General features: G+C 67.2%; 13 protein-coding genes and 1 pseudogene. 11 read left to right on the top strand and 3 right to left on the bottom strand.

Features of this window, described 5'->3' with window-relative positions:
* The 6 genes and pseudogenes from L810_RS49615 to L810_RS12855 all read left to right on the top strand — a co-directional run.
* Nucleotides 1-104 (top strand): annotated as a pseudogene (locus L810_RS49615) (ExbD/TolR family protein); the annotation flags it as partial.
* 290 nt (nucleotides 105-394) lie between these two features.
* The gene (leuS, locus tag L810_RS12875) at nucleotides 395-2989 is read left to right on the top strand and encodes a leucine--tRNA ligase (RefSeq protein ID WP_021158795.1); all 2595 of its coding nucleotides are present in this window, start codon (nucleotides 395-397) and stop codon (nucleotides 2987-2989) included.
* Nucleotides 2990-3027: 38 nt separating this feature from the next.
* The gene (locus L810_RS12870) at nucleotides 3028-3582 is read left to right on the top strand and encodes an LPS-assembly lipoprotein LptE (protein WP_021158794.1); all 555 of its coding nucleotides are present in this window, start codon (nucleotides 3028-3030) and stop codon (nucleotides 3580-3582) included.
* A gap of 18 nt (nucleotides 3583-3600) precedes the next feature.
* Nucleotides 3601-4695, top strand: a complete 1095-nt coding sequence (holA, locus tag L810_RS12865) for a DNA polymerase III subunit delta (protein WP_021158793.1) — start codon at nucleotides 3601-3603, stop codon at nucleotides 4693-4695.
* 135 nt (nucleotides 4696-4830) lie between these two features.
* A complete protein-coding gene (locus L810_RS12860) occupies nucleotides 4831-6102 on the top strand; it encodes a glutamate-5-semialdehyde dehydrogenase (protein WP_042974307.1) in 1272 nt (423 codons plus the stop codon).
* Between the two features lie 19 nt (nucleotides 6103-6121).
* Entirely contained in the window at nucleotides 6122-6544 is a 423-nt protein-coding gene (locus L810_RS12855; protein WP_011350935.1) for a CopD family protein, read from the top strand.
* A gap of 96 nt (nucleotides 6545-6640) precedes the next feature.
* Here the strand turns inward: L810_RS12855 and L810_RS12850 are convergent, their stop codons facing one another.
* Complete coding sequence (locus L810_RS12850; protein WP_021158790.1) at nucleotides 6641-7489, bottom strand: MurR/RpiR family transcriptional regulator; 849 nt, start codon at nucleotides 7487-7489, stop codon at nucleotides 6641-6643.
* Nucleotides 7490-7783: 294 nt separating this feature from the next.
* Here L810_RS12850 and edd point away from each other — a divergent pair, with 294 nt between their 5' ends.
* The 4 genes from edd (at nucleotide 7784) to L810_RS12830 (ending at nucleotide 12385) form a co-directional block, all read left to right on the top strand.
* Entirely contained in the window at nucleotides 7784-9640 is a 1857-nt protein-coding gene (edd, locus tag L810_RS12845) for a phosphogluconate dehydratase (RefSeq protein WP_021158788.1), read from the top strand.
* Nucleotides 9641-9659: 19 nt separating this feature from the next.
* Nucleotides 9660-10286 carry a bifunctional 4-hydroxy-2-oxoglutarate aldolase/2-dehydro-3-deoxy-phosphogluconate aldolase gene (eda, locus tag L810_RS12840; RefSeq protein ID WP_021158787.1) on the top strand — a complete coding sequence of 209 codons (627 nt, stop codon included), beginning with the start codon at nucleotides 9660-9662 and terminating at the stop codon, nucleotides 10284-10286.
* A 220-nt stretch (nucleotides 10287-10506) separates the two neighbouring features.
* Complete coding sequence (locus L810_RS12835) at nucleotides 10507-11868, top strand: GntP family permease (RefSeq protein ID WP_042974304.1); 1362 nt, start codon at nucleotides 10507-10509, stop codon at nucleotides 11866-11868.
* 13 nt (nucleotides 11869-11881) lie between these two features.
* A complete protein-coding gene (locus L810_RS12830; protein WP_042974301.1) occupies nucleotides 11882-12385 on the top strand; it encodes a gluconokinase in 504 nt (167 codons plus the stop codon).
* A 73-nt stretch (nucleotides 12386-12458) separates the two neighbouring features.
* Here L810_RS12830 and L810_RS12825 read toward each other — a convergent pair whose 3' ends face one another.
* Nucleotides 12459-13106 carry a TetR/AcrR family transcriptional regulator gene (locus L810_RS12825; protein ID WP_021158784.1) on the bottom strand — a complete coding sequence of 216 codons (648 nt, stop codon included), beginning with the start codon at nucleotides 13104-13106 and terminating at the stop codon, nucleotides 12459-12461.
* Nucleotides 13107-13380: 274 nt separating this feature from the next.
* Between L810_RS12825 and L810_RS12820 the strand changes: the two genes are divergently transcribed.
* The gene (locus tag L810_RS12820; protein WP_021158783.1) at nucleotides 13381-14802 is read left to right on the top strand and encodes an NAD(P)/FAD-dependent oxidoreductase; all 1422 of its coding nucleotides are present in this window, start codon (nucleotides 13381-13383) and stop codon (nucleotides 14800-14802) included.
* A gap of 75 nt (nucleotides 14803-14877) precedes the next feature.
* Here the strand turns inward: L810_RS12820 and purB are convergent, their stop codons facing one another.
* Nucleotides 14878-16266: an adenylosuccinate lyase gene (gene purB, locus L810_RS12815; protein WP_027788377.1), complete on the bottom strand. Its 1389-nt coding sequence runs from the start codon at nucleotides 16264-16266 to the stop codon at nucleotides 14878-14880.
* Between the last annotated feature and the right edge of the window lie 136 nt (nucleotides 16267-16402).

The raw sequence follows: 16402 nt of genomic DNA, 5'->3' as shown, positions 1-16402 counted from the left end.
GCGCCGCGCAGGCCGCCGGCCTCACGCGGATCGGCTTCGTGACCGACGTGCCGCCGCAGGCGGGCGGTGCCGCGGCGGCGCCTGCCGTGCCGGCCAACCGCTGAGCGGAGCCGGCGGGCCCGTCCCTGGCACGGGATCGGGCCGCACGCCGCAAGACCGGTCGAATGGGCCGGCGCGGGCGGTATAATCAACGTTTTTCCCGGTTGGCAGGCTCTTTTCAGGTAACCCGGAATTTTCCAGGCTACCCGGGCATGCCGCGGGTTGCCCGGAAAATTCCCGGAAACCGTGAACAGGTCCGGCAACAGCGAACCTGCAGGTCCGCCGGGCAAGCACGATTTTCGATCCACTCCTGCGCGCGCCGTCGCGCCGCTTAAAGCCTAGTCCGAACCACACCATGCACGAGAGATACGTACCCGCCGACGTCGAAGCCGCCGCCCAGGGCGACTGGCGCGCAGCCGATGCCTACAAGACGCAGGAAGATTCGCAGAAGCCGAAGTTCTACTGCGTGTCGATGCTGCCGTACCCGTCCGGCAAGCTGCACATGGGTCACGTGCGCAACTACACGATCAACGACGTGATGTACCGCTATCTGCGGATGAACGGCTACAACACGCTGATGCCGATGGGCTGGGACGCGTTCGGGATGCCGGCCGAGAACGCCGCGATGGCGAACGGCGTGCCGCCCGCGAAGTGGACCTACGACAACATCGACTACATGAAGGGCCAGATGCAGTCGATGGGCCTCGCGATCGACTGGTCGCGCGAGATCGCGACGTGCAAGCCGGACTACTACAAGTGGAACCAGTGGCTGTTCCTGAAGATGCTCGAGAAGGGCATCGCGTACAAGAAGACGGGCACCGTGAACTGGGACCCGGTCGACCAGACCGTGCTCGCGAACGAGCAGGTGATCGACGGCCGCGGCTGGCGCTCGGGCGCGCTCGTCGAGAAGCGCGAGATCCCGATGTACTACCTGCGCATCACGCAGTACGCGGATGAGCTGCTGAACGACCTCGACGGCCTCGGCTGGCCCGAGCGCGTGAAGATCATGCAGCAGAACTGGATCGGCAAGAGCTTCGGCGTGAACTTCGGCTTCCCGTACGAACTCGACGGCGAGAAGAAACTGCTGCGCGTGTTCACGACCCGCGCCGATACCATCATGGGCGTCACGTTCTGCGCGATCGCGGCCGAGCATCCGCTGGCCACGCGCCTCGCGCAGGACAAGCCCGAGCTGCTCGCGTTCATCGACGAATGCAAGCGCGGCGGGGTCGCCGAGGCCGACGTCGCGACGATGGAGAAGAAGGGTGTCGCGACCGGCTTCTCGGTCACGCACCCGCTGACCGGCGAGCCGGTCGAGGTGTGGATCGGCAACTACGTGCTGATGAGCTATGGCGAAGGCGCGGTGATGGGCGTGCCGGGCCACGACGAGCGCGATTTCGCGTTCGCGAAGAAATACGACCTGCCGATCAAGCAGGTGATCGCGAGCGAAGGGCAGACGTACTCGCTCGACGCATGGCAGGAGTGGTACGGCGACAAGGAAACCGCGGTCTGCGTGAACAGCGGCAAGTACGACGGCCTGCGCTACACGGAAGCCGTCGACGCGGTCGCGGCCGACCTGAACGCCGGCGGTTTCGGCGACAAGCAGGTCACGTGGCGCCTGCGCGACTGGGGCGTGTCGCGCCAGCGCTACTGGGGCACGCCGATCCCGATCATTCACTGCCCGTCGTGCGGCGACGTGCCGGTGCCCGAGCAGGACCTGCCCGTCGTGCTGCCGGAAGACCTCGTGCCGGACGGCTCGGGCAACCCGCTCGCGAAGTCGGAAGCGTTCCTGAACTGTTCGTGCCCGAAGTGCGGCGCGGCCGCGAAGCGCGAAACCGACACGATGGACACCTTCGTCGATTCGTCGTGGTACTTCTCGCGCTACACGGCGCCGGACGCCGACACGATGGTCGACGCGCGCACCGACTACTGGATGCCGATGGATCAGTACATCGGCGGCATCGAGCACGCGATCCTGCACCTGCTGTATTCGCGCTTCTGGACCAAGGTGATGCGCGACCTCGGCCTCGTGAAGTTCGGCGAGCCGGCGAAGAACCTGCTCACGCAGGGGATGGTGCTGAACGAGACGTTCTACCGTGAAGACGCTTCCGGCAAGAAGACCTGGTACAACCCGGCCGACGTGACGGTCACGCACGACGACAAGGGCCGCCCGGTCGGCGCGACGCTGAACACGGACGGCCAGCCGGTCGTGCTCGGCGGCATCGAGAAGATGTCGAAGTCGAAGAACAACGGTGTCGATCCGCAGGTGCTGATCGACCAGTACGGCGCCGACACCGCGCGCCTGTTCACGATGTTCGCCGCGCCGCCCGAGCAGCAGCTCGAATGGTCGGGTGCGGGCGTCGAGGGCGCGAGCCGCTTCCTGCGCCGCGTGTGGAGCTTCGGTGCGACGAACCGTGAAGCGCTCGCCGCGCGCGCGGGCTTCGATGCGGCCGCGCTCGGCGAAGCCGACAAGGCGCTGCGCCGCGAAATCTACAGCGTGCTGAAGCAGGCCGATTTCGATTACCAGCGCCTGCAATACAACACGGTCGTGTCGGCCGCGATGAAGATGCTGAACGCGATCGACGGCGCGAAGGGCGCGACGCCCGGCGTGCTGCGCGAAACGTACGGCGTGCTGCTGCGCGTGCTGTACCCGGTCGTGCCGCACGTCACGTTCGAGCTGTGGAAGGCGCTCGGCTATGCGGACGAATTCGGCCCGCTGCTCGACGCACCGTGGCCGAAGGTCGACGAGGCCGCGCTCGAGCAGGCCGAGATCGAACTCGTACTGCAGGTGAACGGCAAGGTGCGCGGCGCGCTGAAGATCGCGAAGGACGCGAGCCGCGAGGCGATCGAAGCTGCGGCGGTGGCCGACGAAGCGTTCGCGAAGTTCAGCGACGGCAAGCCGGCGAAGAAGATCGTCGTCGTGCCGGGCCGCCTCGTGAACATCGTCGTCTGACGGCCGCCGGCCGTCGGACGTACCCAGAAGGAGCGAAGGTGATCCGCAGATCGTTTTTGATGCTCGCCGTCGGCAGCGCGGTCGCGCTGTCGGCATGCGGCTTCCAGTTGCGCGGCCAGCAGGACTACGCGTTCAAGCACCTGCTGATCGTCGGCGCGCCGGCGCCGGTCGAGGCGCGCTTCGTGCGCCTCGTCGAGGCCGGCAGCGACACGAAGATCGTCAAGTCGGCGGACGACGCCGACGCCGTGCTGCGCATGTCGGAGTCGCGCGGTCAGAATACGCTGACGCTCAACAAGTACGGCTCGGCGCAGGAATACGCACTGTTCTATACGCTGACCTACACGCTCACGAGCAAGGACGGCACCGTGCTGATCCCGCCGAGCGCGATCGCGCTGAACCGCGCGATGACGTACAGCGACCAGTACACGAACGCGAAGGCGCAGGAAGCCGACATCCTGTACGGCGACATGCAGAACGACGCGGTCGACCAGCTGATGCGGCGTCTCGCGATCGTCCACTCGCTGACACCGGCGCCGGAAGACGTGGTGCCGGGCGTCGCGCCGCGCGCGCCGTTGCCGCCGCCGCCGCTCTGATCGACGGCATACGCACCGATGCAATTGCGACTTGATGCACTGGAGCCGCACCTCGCGAAGGGGTTGGCCGGGTTCTATACCGTGTACGGCGACGAGCCGCTGCTCGCGCAGGAGGCGTGCGACCGCATTCGTGCGGCCGCACGCGCGGCCGGCTTCACCGAGCGTTCGGTGCATACGGTCGAGCGCGGTTTCGACTGGAGCGTGCTGCTCGGCGCGACCCAGGCGATGTCGCTGTTCGGCGAGCGCCAGCTGATCGAGCTGCGCATTCCGTCGGGCAAGCCCGGCAAGGAAGGCGCCGACGCACTGAAGACGCTCGCGGCCACGCCCAACCCCGACGCGCTGATGCTCGTCACGTTGCCGCGCCTCGACGCGGCCACGCAGAAATCCGCCTGGTTTACCGCGCTGCAGAACGGCGGCGTCGCGCTGAAGATCGATCCGGTCGACCGCGCGCAGCTGCCGAACTGGATCGGCCAGCGTCTCGCGATGCAGGGCCAGCGCGCCGCGCCCGGCGAGGACGGGCGGCGCGCGCTGCAGTTCATCGCCGAGCGCGTCGAAGGCAACCTGCTCGCCGCGCACCAGGAAATCCAGAAGCTCGGGCTGCTGTATCCGCAGGGCGCGCTGTCGTTCGAACAGGTGCACGACGCGGTGCTGAACGTCGCGCGTTACGACGTCTTCAAGCTGAACGAAGCGATGCTCGCCGGCGACGCCGCGCGGCTCGCGCGGATGATCGACGGGCTGAAGGGCGAGGGCGAGGCGATCGTGCTGGTGATGTGGGCCGTCGTCGAGGAACTGCGCACGCTGCTGCGGATCAAGCGCGGCACGACGGCCGGCAAGCCGCTGGCGACGCTGCTGCGCGAGAACCGCGTATGGGGGCCGCGCGAGCGGCTGATCGGCCCCGCGCTGAACCGGGTGTCGGAAGCCGTGCTCGAGAAGGCACTCGCGTTTGCCGCGAAGCTCGACCGGCAGGTCAAGGGGCTCACGGCCGTCGTGCCGGGCCGCCGCACGCAGGACGAACCGCCGCCCGATCCGTGGGACGGGCTGTTCCAGCTCGCGATGACGGTGGCCGGTGCCCGCGGCGAGCGACCGCCGACCGCGGGTCGCGTGCGACGCTAGGTCCCGTCCGGGCCTTCAGCGCGCGCTGCGCAACCCGCATACAATGTTTCGATCACGGGCGCGGCTCTCCGGCCGCCGTCCACGCTTCCCCACGAATTCATGCCGCCCAGCGCGGCGCGCTTCTCGAGTCACACGATGGATATCGATCAGTACATGACCGACCTGGGCCGTCGCGCCCGGCACGCTTCCCGCGCGATGGCGCGCGCCAGCACGGCCGCGAAGAACGCGGCACTCGACGCCGTGGCGCGCGCGATCGAACGCGACGCGCAGGCACTGAAGGACGCAAATGCCCGCGATGTCGCCCGTGCCCGTGAAAAGGGGCTCGATGCAGCGTTCGTCGATCGCCTGACGCTGTCGGACAAGGCGCTGAAGACGATGGTCGAGGGCTTGCGCCAGGTGGCGTCGCTGGCCGATCCGATCGGCGAGATCGGCAACCTCAAGTACCGCCCGAGCGGAATCCAGGTGGGCCAGATGCGGGTGCCGCTCGGCGTGATCGGCATCATCTACGAATCGCGCCCGAACGTGACGATCGACGCGGCCGCGCTGTGCCTGAAGTCGGGCAACGCGACGATCCTGCGCGGCGGCTCCGAAGCGCTCGAGTCGAACGCGGCGCTCGCGAAGCTGATCGGCGAAGGGCTCGAAGCCGCCGGCCTGCCGCAGGACGCGGTGCAGGTCGTCGCGACGGCCGATCGCGCGGCGGTCGGCAAGCTGATCACGATGACCGAATACGTCGACGTGATCGTGCCGCGCGGCGGCAAGAGCCTGATCGAGCGCCTGATCAACGAGGCGCGCGTGCCGATGATCAAGCACCTCGACGGCATTTGCCACGTGTACGTCGACGATCGCGCCGACCTCGGAAAGGCGCTGACCGTCTGCGACAACGCGAAGACGCACCGCTACGGCACCTGCAACACGATGGAGACGCTGCTCGTCGCGAGCGGTGTCGCGGCGACGCTGCTGCCGCCGCTCGGCAAGCTGTATCGCGACAAGCAGGTCGAGCTGCGCGTCGATGCGGCCGCGCGCGCGGTGCTCGCCGATGCGGGCGTCGGCCCGCTCGTCGATGCCACCGAGGAAGACTGGCACACCGAGTATCTCGCGCCGGTGCTCGCGATCAAGGTCGTCGACGGCCTCGATGCCGCGATCGAGCACATCAACCATTACGGCTCGCATCACACGGATGCGATCGTCACCGAGGATCACGACCGCGCGATGCGGTTCCTGCGCGAAGTCGATTCGGCGAGCGTGATGGTCAACGCGTCGACGCGTTTCGCGGACGGTTTCGAATTCGGCCTCGGCGCGGAAATCGGCATCTCGAACGACAAGCTGCACGCACGCGGCCCCGTCGGCCTGGAAGGGCTGACGTCGCTGAAGTACGTCGTGCTCGGGCACGGCGAAGGCCGCCAATAACAAGCGAGGCACACAACCGATGGCGATGCTCTGGGTCAAGACGTTCCATATCGTACTGATCGCCGCGTGGTTCGCGGGGCTCTTCTACCTGCCGCGCATCTACGTGAACCTGGCGATGGAAACCGATCCGGCCGCCGTGCGGCGCCTGTTGCTGATGGCGCGCAAGCTGTTCCGCTTCATGACGATGATCGCGGTGCCGGCGCTGGCCTGCGGGTTGTGGCTGTGGCTCTCGATCGGCATCGGGCAGGGGCAGGGCTGGATCCACGCGAAGGTGACGGTCGTGCTGCTGCTCATCGTCTATCACGCCTATTGCGGGCACCTGCTGCGGGTGTTCGAGCGTGGCGAGAACCGCCGCACCGACAAGTGGTATCGCGTGTTCAACGAGCTGCCGGTGCTCGGCATGCTCGCGGCGGTCGCGCTGGTCGTGATCAAGCCGTTTTGAGCGGCGCGGCCGGCGCGGTTGCCGGTGCGGAGCCCTGCGCAACGGCGCCCCTCGGGGCGCCGTTCGTCGTTTACGTGCGCTCTGCCTGCCGCCTGCTCAATCCTTCGTGCCGTCGTCGATCCGGCGGCGCGTGATCGCCTCCTTCGCGCGGCCGACCCGTTCCATGAGCGCGGGGCCGCGCGACAGCGCGACGCCGACCGCGAGGATGTCGCCGATCGCGAGATGCGACATCCGCGACGTCATCGGCGAGAACACGTCGGTTTCCTCCGCGACGTTCGACGCGAGGCTCACCGTCGCGAGCTTCGCGAGCGGCGAATGGCTCTGCGTGATCGCGACGACTTTCGCGCCGCACGCGAGCGCGGAGCGCGCGGCGTCGACGATGTCGCGCGTGCGGCCGGTGTTCGAGATCGCGACGACGACGTCGTGCGGCCCGAGCAGCGCCGACGACATCGAGAACGTGTGCGGGTCGGAATACGCGACGCTCGGCACGCCGAGCCGGAAGAACTTGTGCTGGATGTCCTGCGCGGCGATGCCGGAGCCGCCGGCGCCGTAGAACTCGATCCGCGATGCGTTCGACAGCAGCGCGATCGCTTCGGCGACGCTGCCGGCCGACAGGCTGTTGCGCACCTCGATCAGCGCGCCGATCGTGCGGTCGAACACCTTGCCGATGATGCCGGGCGCCGGTTCGTCGGGCTCGACGTCGCGATAGACCGACGACACGCCCGGCGCAACGCTCTGCGCGAGCCGGATCTTGAATTCGCGGAAACCGCTGCAGCCGAGCGCCTGGCAGAACCGCGCGATCGTCGGCTGGCTGACGCCCGCGCGCGTCGACAGCTCGGTCATCGCGAGGTCGAGCACCTCGCGCGGCGCGGCGAGGATGTAGTCGGCGAGCTTGCGCTCGGACGGGCGCAACTCGGCGCGGATCGCTTCAATGCGGGGCAGCATGGGACGGGCGGGCAGAAATCGGGTTCGGATGAGCGAGTGTATCGCAATCGAATTGTAGAAAATCTACATGGAATTACTAGCTGATTCGTCGGTGTTTCATCGCGTGTGGGATGCCGACGATTAGGGTTTTCACTAGGTAAAGCCTTGCTGGTGGCGGGAGTAGGGGTTGCGCGCATGCGGATCGACATTGCGCGCTTGTAGTTTTTCTACTAGACTGGCTTCGTTCGTTCGATGCACTCGATCGTCCCCACGATTCCAACCGCCGGTGTCGGCCGGCATACAGGAGCGCCCAGCATGACATCGCTGCACCCCACTCTGGCGAAGGTCACCGAACGCGTGATCGCCCGCAGCCAATCGACCCGTTCCGCCTATCTGCAGCGCATCGACGGCGCGCAGGGCAAGTTCCCGGCACGCGGCGCGCTGTCGTGCGCGAACCTCGCGCACGGTTTCGCGGGCCTCGAGGGCAACGACAAGTTCTCGATCAAGGCGATCCGCGAGCCGAACATCGGCATCGTGTCCTCGTACAACGAGATGCTGTCCGCGCACGCGCCGTACAAGGATTTCCCCGAGATCATCAAGGCGGCCGCGCGCGAGAACGGCGGCGTCGCGCAGTTCGCGGGCGGCGTGCCGGCGATGTGCGACGGCGTCACGCAGGGCAACCCGGGGATGGAGCTGTCGCTGTTCTCGCGCGAGGCAATCGCGATGGGCACGGCGATCGCGCTCACGCACAACATGTTCGACGCGGCGCTCTGCCTCGGCATCTGCGACAAGATCGTGCCGGGCCTGCTGATCGGCGCGCTGCAGTTCGGCCACCTGCCGACGATCTTCGTGCCGGCCGGCCCGATGACGAGCGGCCTGTCGAACGACGACAAGGCGAAGATCCGCCAGCAGTTCGCGACCGGCCAGGTCGGCCGCGACGCACTGCTCGAAGCCGAATCGGCCGCGTATCACGGCCACGGCACCTGCACGTTCTACGGCACCGCGAACAGCAACCAGATGCTGATGGAGCTGATGGGGCTGCACCTGCCGGGCTCGGCATTCGTTCATCCGCACACGCCGCTGCGCACCGCGCTGACGGCCGAGGCCGCGCGCCGCGTGCTCGACCTGACCGTCGAACGCGGCCACTACACGCCGATCGGCCATGTGATCGACGAGAAGGCGATCGTCAACGGGATCGTCGCGCTGCTCGCGACGGGCGGCTCGACCAACCACACGCTGCACCTCGTCGCGATCGCGCGCGCGGCCGGCATCCTGATCGACTGGAACGACTTCGACGAACTGTCGGCCGTCGTGCCGCTGCTCGCGAAGATCTACCCGAACGGCAAGGCCGACGTGAACCACTTCCACGCGGCGGGCGGCGTGGCCTTCCTGGTGCGCAACCTGCTCGAAGGCGGGCTGCTGCATGAAGACGTGACGACCGTCGCGGGCAAGGGCCTGTCGCACTACACGAAGGAGCCGAAGCTGATCGACGGCAAGCTGACGTGGGTCGACGGCGCGGCCGAGAGCCACGACACGAAGGTGCTGCGCGGCATCCGCGACCCGTTCCAGCCGGACGGCGGCCTGCGCCTGATGCAGGGCCGGCTCGGCCGCGGCGTGATCAAGATTTCGGCGGTCGCGCCCGAGCACCGCAAGGTGACGGCGCCCGCGATCGTGTTCGATTCGCAGGAAGCCGTGCAGGAGGCCTTCGATCGCGGCGAGCTGAAGCGCGATTTCGTCGCGGTCGTGCGCTTCCAGGGCGCGCGCGCGAACGGGATGCCGGAGCTGCACCGTTTGACGCCGCTGCTCGGCGTGCTGCAGGATCAGGGCTTCCACGTCGCGCTCGTCACCGACGGCCGCATGTCGGGCGCGTCGGGCAAGGTGCCGGCCGTGATCCACGTGTCGCCGGAAGCGCTGCTGGCCGGCCCGCTCGGCAAGGTGAAGACGGGCGATACGCTCGTGATCGACGCCGAAGCCGGCGTGCTCGACATCGAGGTCGACGCCGCCGAGTGGCAGGCGCGCCCGGTCGCGCAGCCGCTGCACCAGGCCGAGAACGAGGTCGGTTTCGGGCGTGAGCTGTTCGGCGTGTTCCGCGCGGCCGCCGCGCCGGCCGAGCAGGGCGCATCGGTTTTCGGCGCGCTGGTCGGCGAATCGGCCGCCCACGTCGCCGCATGAATTTCAAGGAGCCAATTCAATGAAGACGATTGCTGAAATCGTGAAGCTGGGCCCGGTCATCCCGGTGCTCGCGTTCGACTCGGTCGAGCAGGGTGAACACGTGTCGCGCGCGTTGCACGCGGGCGGCGTGAAGGTACTCGAGATCACGCTGCGCACGCCGGCTGGCCTGGAAGCGATCCAGCGCGCGAGCCAGCTCGCGGACGACATCGTCGTCGGCGTCGGCACGATCACGAAGCCCGAGCATTGCGAGCAGGCGAAGCGTGCGGGCGCGAAGTTCGGCGTGTCGCCGGGCCTGACGAAAGAGCTGCACCTCGCGTCGCTCGACGCGGGCCTGCCGCTGCTGCCGGGCGTGATGACGCCGAGCGACATCATCCAGGCACTCGAATTCGGCTACGAGATCGTGAAGTTCTTCCCCGCTCAACAGGCGGGCGGCGTGCCGATGCTGCAGGCGTTCCACGGCCCGTTCCCGGCACTGAAGTTCTGCCCGACCGGCGGCATCACGGTCGAAACCGCGCCGAATTTCCTGAAGCTGCCGAACGTGGTGTGCGTCGGCGGCTCGTGGCTCACGCCGAAGGCCGCGCTCGTCGCGCAGGACTGGGCCGAAGTCACGCGCCTCGCGCAAGCCGCGAGCCAGCTTCCCCGTTAAGACTTGTACGAGATGACGGTTTGACCCTCGGAAGACAAGCGCTTAGTGCTTGTTTTACCGAGGGTTTTTGCTGATGGAACCGGTTCTATCCGCGGACCGTAAAGATAAGTAAAATTCAGCGTCCTGACGGGGTGGGTACCCCCCCGTGTTCCGGAGACCTGCATAGCCGGGCATACTCGCAACAACGCGCCCGGTTCGAACAATTCTAGGAGGAGTCCACATGGGGGCTGTCCAAGGCAGCATGCTGCTCGTATTCACGCTGATCGCGATTGCCGCGCTGATCCTGATGATCGCGCGCTACAAGATCTACCCGTTCCTGGTGCTGATCATCGTCTCGCTCGGCCTCGGCCTCGTCGTCGGCATGCCGATGGACAAGATCGTCAAGTCGTTCGAGGCGGGCACGGGCGGTACGCTCGGCCACATCGCGATCGTCGTGGGCCTCGGCACGATGCTCGGCAAGATGATGGCCGAATCGGGCGGCGCCGAACGGATCGCGACCACGCTGATCGACTGGTTCGGTGAAAAGAACATCCACTGGGCGATGATGTTCGTCGCGATCATCGTCGGCCTGCCGGTGTTCTTCGAAGTCGGCTTCGTGCTGCTGATCCCGATCGCGTTCAACGTCGCGAAGCGCACCGGCAAGTCGCTGCTCGTCGTCGGCCTGCCGATGGTGGCCGGCCTGTCCGTCGTGCACGGCCTGATCCCGCCGCACCCGGCCGCGCTGCTGGCCGTCCAGCAATACGGCGCCGATATCGGCAAGACGATCGCGTTCGGCCTGATCGTCGGCGTGCCGACCGCGATCATCGCGGGCCCGCTGTTCGCGCTGACGATCTCGAAGTTCGTGAAGCTGCCGGAAAACAACCCGCTCGCGTCGCAGTTCGTCGACTCGCATGCGGACGGCCGCAAGCGCGAACTGCCGAGCTTCGGCATCACGCTGTTCACGATCCTGCTGCCCGTCGTGCTGATGCTCGTCGGCAGCTGGGCCGACCTGCTGTTCACGCCGAAATCGCTGCCGAACAACCTGCTGCGCTTTGCCGGCAACTCGGACGTCGCGCTGCTGATCGCCGTGCTCGTGAGCTTCTTCACGTTCGGCAAGCTGCAGGGCTTCAACCGCGACCAGATCCAGAAGTTCTGCGGCGAGTGTCTCGCACCGATCGCCGGCATCACGCTGATCGTCGGCGCGGGCGGCGGCTTCGGCGGCGTCCTGCGCGACAGCGGGATCTCGCAGCAGATCGTCGAGACCGCGAAGCATGCGCACCTGTCGCCGCTGCTGCTCGGCTGGTTCGTCGCGGCGCTGATGCGTCTCGCGACGGGGTCGGCGACGGTCGCGATGACGACGGCCTGCGGCATCGTCGCGCCGATCGCGGCGGCAGCCGGCACGACGGTCAGCCCGGAGCTGCTGGTGCTCGCCACGGGCTCGGGCTCGCTGATCTTCTCGCACGTGAACGACGGCGGCTTCTGGCTGATCAAGGAATACTTCGGGATGACGGTCGGTCAGACGTTCAAGACCTGGTCGTTGCTCGAAACGATCATCTCGGTGCTCGGCCTCGGCTTTACACTGCTGCTGAGCATGGTTCTGTAACAAGGGGTAGTCAATGATTCTGATCGCAATGGGCGTGTCGGGCGCGGGCAAGTCGCGAATCGGCGAAATGCTGGCGGAACGCCTGTCGTGCAGCTATACCGACGGCGACGCGTTTCACAGCGCGGCGAACAAGGAAAAGATGCATCACGGCATTCCGCTGACCGACGACGACCGCTGGCCGTGGCTGCGCACGATTCGCGCGGCCATCGAGGAAAAGCAGCGCGCGGGCGAGACGGCCGTGTTCACGTGCTCGTCGCTGAAGCGGTCGTACCGCGACGTGCTGCGCGGCACCGACACCGACGTGCGGTTCGTGTATCTGAAGGGTTCGTTCGAGGTGTTGCACGAGCGCCTGAAGAGCCGCACCGGCCATTTCTTCGATCCGTCGCTGCTGAAGAGCCAGCTCGACACGCTCGAGGAACCGGGCCCGGACGAAGCGATCCAGGTCAGCATCGAGCTGACGCCCGAACAGATCGTCGACCAGGTCATGCTGAAGATCGGCATCGCGCAGCAGCACTGAGCGCGGTTCGCGGCAATCATCACGCAAAAGGCGCCCCTCGGGGCGCCTTTTGCGTTGGTGGCCGGCGGCCCGGTCAGGTGGCGGGCGCCTGTTTCGCGATGCCGTCGAGCAGCACGTCCAGCATCGTGTCGTGCACGGCTGCCGGATCGAGCTGCGCATAGAGCGGGGCGGCCGCCTTGACGAGCGGATGCGCGGCGTCCGACAGCGCCGCCATTTCCGCGAGCTCGACGTCGTTCGCGGCGCGCGTGAGGCCGCCGGCTTCGGCCGCGGCAAGCCCGATCACGCTCGCATACCAGCCGACGCAAACCGATGGCAGCGCCGCGCGCGGGATGCCGGCGTCGGCCAGCGCGCGATGCACGGCCTCGATGTGCGCGAGATCGGCCGGCCCGGTACTCATGTGCCGCTGCAGCAGTGCGAACGCGGCCGGGTAGCGCAGCGCGAGCGCGCGGTACTGGCGCGCGAGGTCTCGCAGCCGTTCGCGCCACGGCAGCGTGGCGTCGACCGGCACGAGCGAGCGCGACAGCGCGTTCGCGATCGCGCGACTCAGGCCTTCCTTCGACTTGAAGTGGTACAGCACGCTCATCGGGTCGCAGCCGACCGACTGCGCGAGCTTGCGCACGCTGAACGCGGCTTCGCCGACGTCTTCGAGCAGCGCGAGCGCGGCCGCGACGATCGCATCCTTGTCGAGGCCGCGCGGGCCCTGGGCGGGTTTGTCTTTCATCGATACGGGCCGGCGTGCCGGTGCGGCACCGGCTGTAAACTTGACGAAAGCTGATTCTACACTGTAGAATTATTTCTGCGGTGTAGAAATTGGGTGTCCCGGCACCTTTCAATACGTGCTTTCGCACAGTCCGGGATCCAGGCGGCACGAGCGTGCCCGCCGTCAACACGGGCCATCGCGCCCCTTTTCTCGTTGACACCCATGTGGAACCGGCTGCCCCACCCGCGAAGCCAGAAGGCTCTTCGACAGGCGGCCCTACCATGCAAGTGCAATCATGACTTTCAATAACCAACCCCTGATCCAGGGCGAATCGCGTTTCGAGCAAACGCAACTGAACATCGAAAAAGACAACTGGAACTGGTGCGATCCGGCCCGCTACGACGGCGAGCGCCCGGCGAACTGGTACGAGGCGTCGTTGTCGCGCCATGAAAACACCGTGCCGCTCGCGCACGACGCGGTATGCGACGTGCTCGTGATCGGCGCGGGCCTGCTCGGCGCATCGGCCGCACTGCATCTCGCCGAAGCGGGCGTCGACACGATCCTCGTCGACAAGCACCACGTCGGCTCGGCCGCATCGGGTCGAAACGGTGGGCAACTGACGCCCGGCCTCGCGCGCTGGGAAGCGGCCGACATGATCGACCACCTGTCGCACGACGACGCGAAGCGGCTGTGGCGCTTCGCGTCGGCCGAATCGATGGACCTGATCGATACGATCGGTGCGCGTTACGCACTCGAACTCGACCGCAAACGCGGGCACATCACGGCCGCTGTCCACCCCGGCCACATGAGTGCGCTGCTGGACGGCGCGGATGCGCGCCGTCATCTCGGCGACGCGGGCGTGACGCTCGTCGGCCGCCATCAGCTGAACGACGAATACGTGCGTTCGGGGCTGTACCACGGCGCGGCGATCGATGCGATCGGCGGGCAGATCCATCCGCTCGCACTGGTGCGCGGGCTCGTTCATGGTTTCCGGCTTAACGGCGGCACGCTGTACGAAGGCACCGAGGTAGTCGAGCTCGACGAGACGCCCGCGGGCGTCGTCGCGACGACGCCGGGCGGCACGATCACTGCCCGCAAGGGCGTCGTGCTCGCGCTGCACAACACGACGTTCCGGCTGCTCGACGACGGCGCCGCGACGACCGTACCGTTCTTTACCTATGTAAGCGTGACGGCACCGCTCGACGTCGACGTCGCGACGCTGATGCCGGCCGGCATGCCCGTGTACGACACGCAGTTCCAGATCGACTACTACCGGCCGGTACGCGGCAACCGCCTGCTGTTCGGCGGGCAGGGCACCGGCACGTGCTGGGCGCAGCCCGACGTCAACGCGTATCTGCTGACGCGGCTGAACACGGTGTTCCCGCAGGTCGACGGCCAGTTCGCGCTCGATTACTGCTGGAGCGGCGTCAGCGACTTCACGCTGAACGGCGCGACCGACAGCCGCAAGACCGACGGCCGCGTGCCGATGTACATGGTGCAGGGCTGGAGCGGCCACGGCGTCGCGCAGACGGTGCGGATCGGCAAGGCGATCTGCGACGATTTCGTCGGACGCAACGACGATTTCTCGATGCTGACCGGCATCGACCATCGCGCGATTCCGCTCGGCCGCCAGTTGTCGCCGATCGCGATTCCGGCGGCGAAGGCGGCGATGAGCGTGATGAGCGCGCTCAATCCGGGGCGGATGATTTCGTTCTGAGCGGACGCGGCATGCAAATGAAAAAGCCCGACGCGATTGCTCGCATCGGGCTTTTTTACGTACGGAGACGGGCGCTTACGCGATCCGCTTCGCGAGTTCGACGGCCTTGCCGATGTACGACGCAGGCGTCATCGCGAGCAGGCGATCCTTCGCGTCCTGCGGGATCGCGAGCGTGCCGACGAATTCCTGCAGCGCTTCGCGCGTGATGCCCTTGCCGCGCGTCAGTTCCTTCAACTGCTCGTACGGGTTCTCGATGCCGTAGCGGCGCATCACCGTCTGCACCGGCTCGGCGAGCACTTCCCAGCAGTTGTCGAGATCTTCGTTCAGGCGCTGCGGGTTCACTTCGAGCTTGTCGAGGCCGCGGATCAGCGAGTCGTATGCGAGCAGCGAGTAGCCGAGCGCGACGCCCATGTTGCGCAGCACCGTCGAGTCGGTCAGGTCGCGCTGCCAGCGCGACACCGGCAGCTTGTCGGCGAGGTGGCGCAGCGTCGCGTTCGCGAGGCCGAGGTTGCCTTCCGAGTTCTCGAAGTCGATCGGGTTGACCTTGTGCGGCATCGTCGACGAGCCGATCTCGCCGGCCTTCGTCTTCTGCTTGAAGTAGCCGACCGAGATGTAGCCCCACACGTCGCGGTCGAGGTCGAGCAGGATCGTGTTCGCGCGTGCGACCGCGTCGAACAGCTCGGCCATGTAGTCGTGCGGCTCGATCTGGATCGTGTACGGGTTGAACGTGAGCTTCAGGCGGTTTTCGATCACGTCGCGCGAGAACGCTTCCCAGTCGAATTCCGGATACGCGGACAGGTGCGCGTTGAAGTTGCCGACCGCGCCGTTCATCTTGCCGAGGATCTCGACCTTCTCGATGCGCGCGATCGCGCGGTCGAGACGGGCCGCGACGTTCGCGAGCTCCTTGCCGAGCGTCGTCGGGCTGGCCGGCTGGCCGTGCGTGCGCGACAGCATCGGCTGGTCGGCCAGCGCGTGCGCGAGCGCGACGAGGCGCTGGTGGACCGTGCGCAGCGCCGGCACGATCACGTGCGTGCGCGCACCGGCGAGCATCATCCCGTGCGACGTGTTGTTGATGTCCTCGGACGTGCACGCGAAGTGGATGAATTCGCTGGCCTTCTCGAGTTCTTCCTGGCCCTTCACCGATTCCTTCAGCCAGTACTCGACGGCCTTCACGTCGTGGTTAGTCACGCGCTCGATTTCCTTGATGCGCGCGGCGTCGTGGGCGGTGAAGCGCTCGGCGAGCTGCAGCAGGAACTGCTCGGAAGCTTCCGAGAAGCGCGGGACTTCCGCGAAGCCGGCGCGCGACAGCGCGATCAGCCAGTGCACCTCGACGGTGACACGGTGGCGCATGAAGGCGGCTTCGGAGAGCCAGTCGCGCAGCGCTTCGGTCTTGCTGGCGTAGCGGCCGTCGATGGGCGAGAGCGCGGTGAGGGCGAAAAGCGTATCGGGACGAGTGTCGGACATGATCGGGCGGGCTTTGAGGGCCGGGTCGAGCGAGGAGGGAGAATCCGGCATTTTACCATCGGCGCGGGACGATTCCGGCCGCGCCCGGCGAGCCGTCGCCGCCGCGCGCCGACGCCATGCCGGCGCCCGCATCCGG

Origin of the sequence: Burkholderia sp. AU4i (genome assembly GCF_000466765.1) — a bacterium.
Lineage (GTDB): Bacteria > Pseudomonadota > Gammaproteobacteria > Burkholderiales > Burkholderiaceae > Burkholderia > Burkholderia cepacia.
The sequence above is the reverse complement of the archived record's forward strand: the minus strand, read 5'-3'. Positions and strand labels throughout refer to the sequence as shown.

Excerpts from the sequence above, each read along its gene's own strand:
- leuS (WP_021158795.1), top strand. The coding sequence starts at position 395 with ATGCACGAGAGATACGTACCCGCCGACGTCGAAGCCGCCGCCCAGGGC.
- holA (WP_021158793.1), top strand. The coding sequence starts at position 3,601 with ATGCAATTGCGACTTGATGCACTGGAGCCGCACCTCGCGAAGGGGTTG.
- L810_RS12860 (WP_042974307.1), top strand. The coding sequence starts at position 4,831 with ATGGATATCGATCAGTACATGACCGACCTGGGCCGTCGCGCCCGGCAC.
- L810_RS12855 (WP_011350935.1), top strand. The coding sequence starts at position 6,122 with ATGGCGATGCTCTGGGTCAAGACGTTCCATATCGTACTGATCGCCGCG.
- L810_RS12850 (WP_021158790.1), bottom strand. The coding sequence starts at position 7,489 with ATGCTGCCCCGCATTGAAGCGATCCGCGCCGAGTTGCGCCCGTCCGAG.
- edd (WP_021158788.1), top strand. The coding sequence starts at position 7,784 with ATGACATCGCTGCACCCCACTCTGGCGAAGGTCACCGAACGCGTGATC.
- eda (WP_021158787.1), top strand. The coding sequence starts at position 9,660 with ATGAAGACGATTGCTGAAATCGTGAAGCTGGGCCCGGTCATCCCGGTG.
- L810_RS12835 (WP_042974304.1), top strand. The coding sequence starts at position 10,507 with ATGGGGGCTGTCCAAGGCAGCATGCTGCTCGTATTCACGCTGATCGCG.
- L810_RS12830 (WP_042974301.1), top strand. The coding sequence starts at position 11,882 with ATGATTCTGATCGCAATGGGCGTGTCGGGCGCGGGCAAGTCGCGAATC.
- L810_RS12825 (WP_021158784.1), bottom strand. The coding sequence starts at position 13,106 with ATGAAAGACAAACCCGCCCAGGGCCCGCGCGGCCTCGACAAGGATGCG.
- L810_RS12820 (WP_021158783.1), top strand. The coding sequence starts at position 13,381 with ATGACTTTCAATAACCAACCCCTGATCCAGGGCGAATCGCGTTTCGAG.
- purB (WP_027788377.1), bottom strand. The coding sequence starts at position 16,266 with ATGTCCGACACTCGTCCCGATACGCTTTTCGCCCTCACCGCGCTCTCG.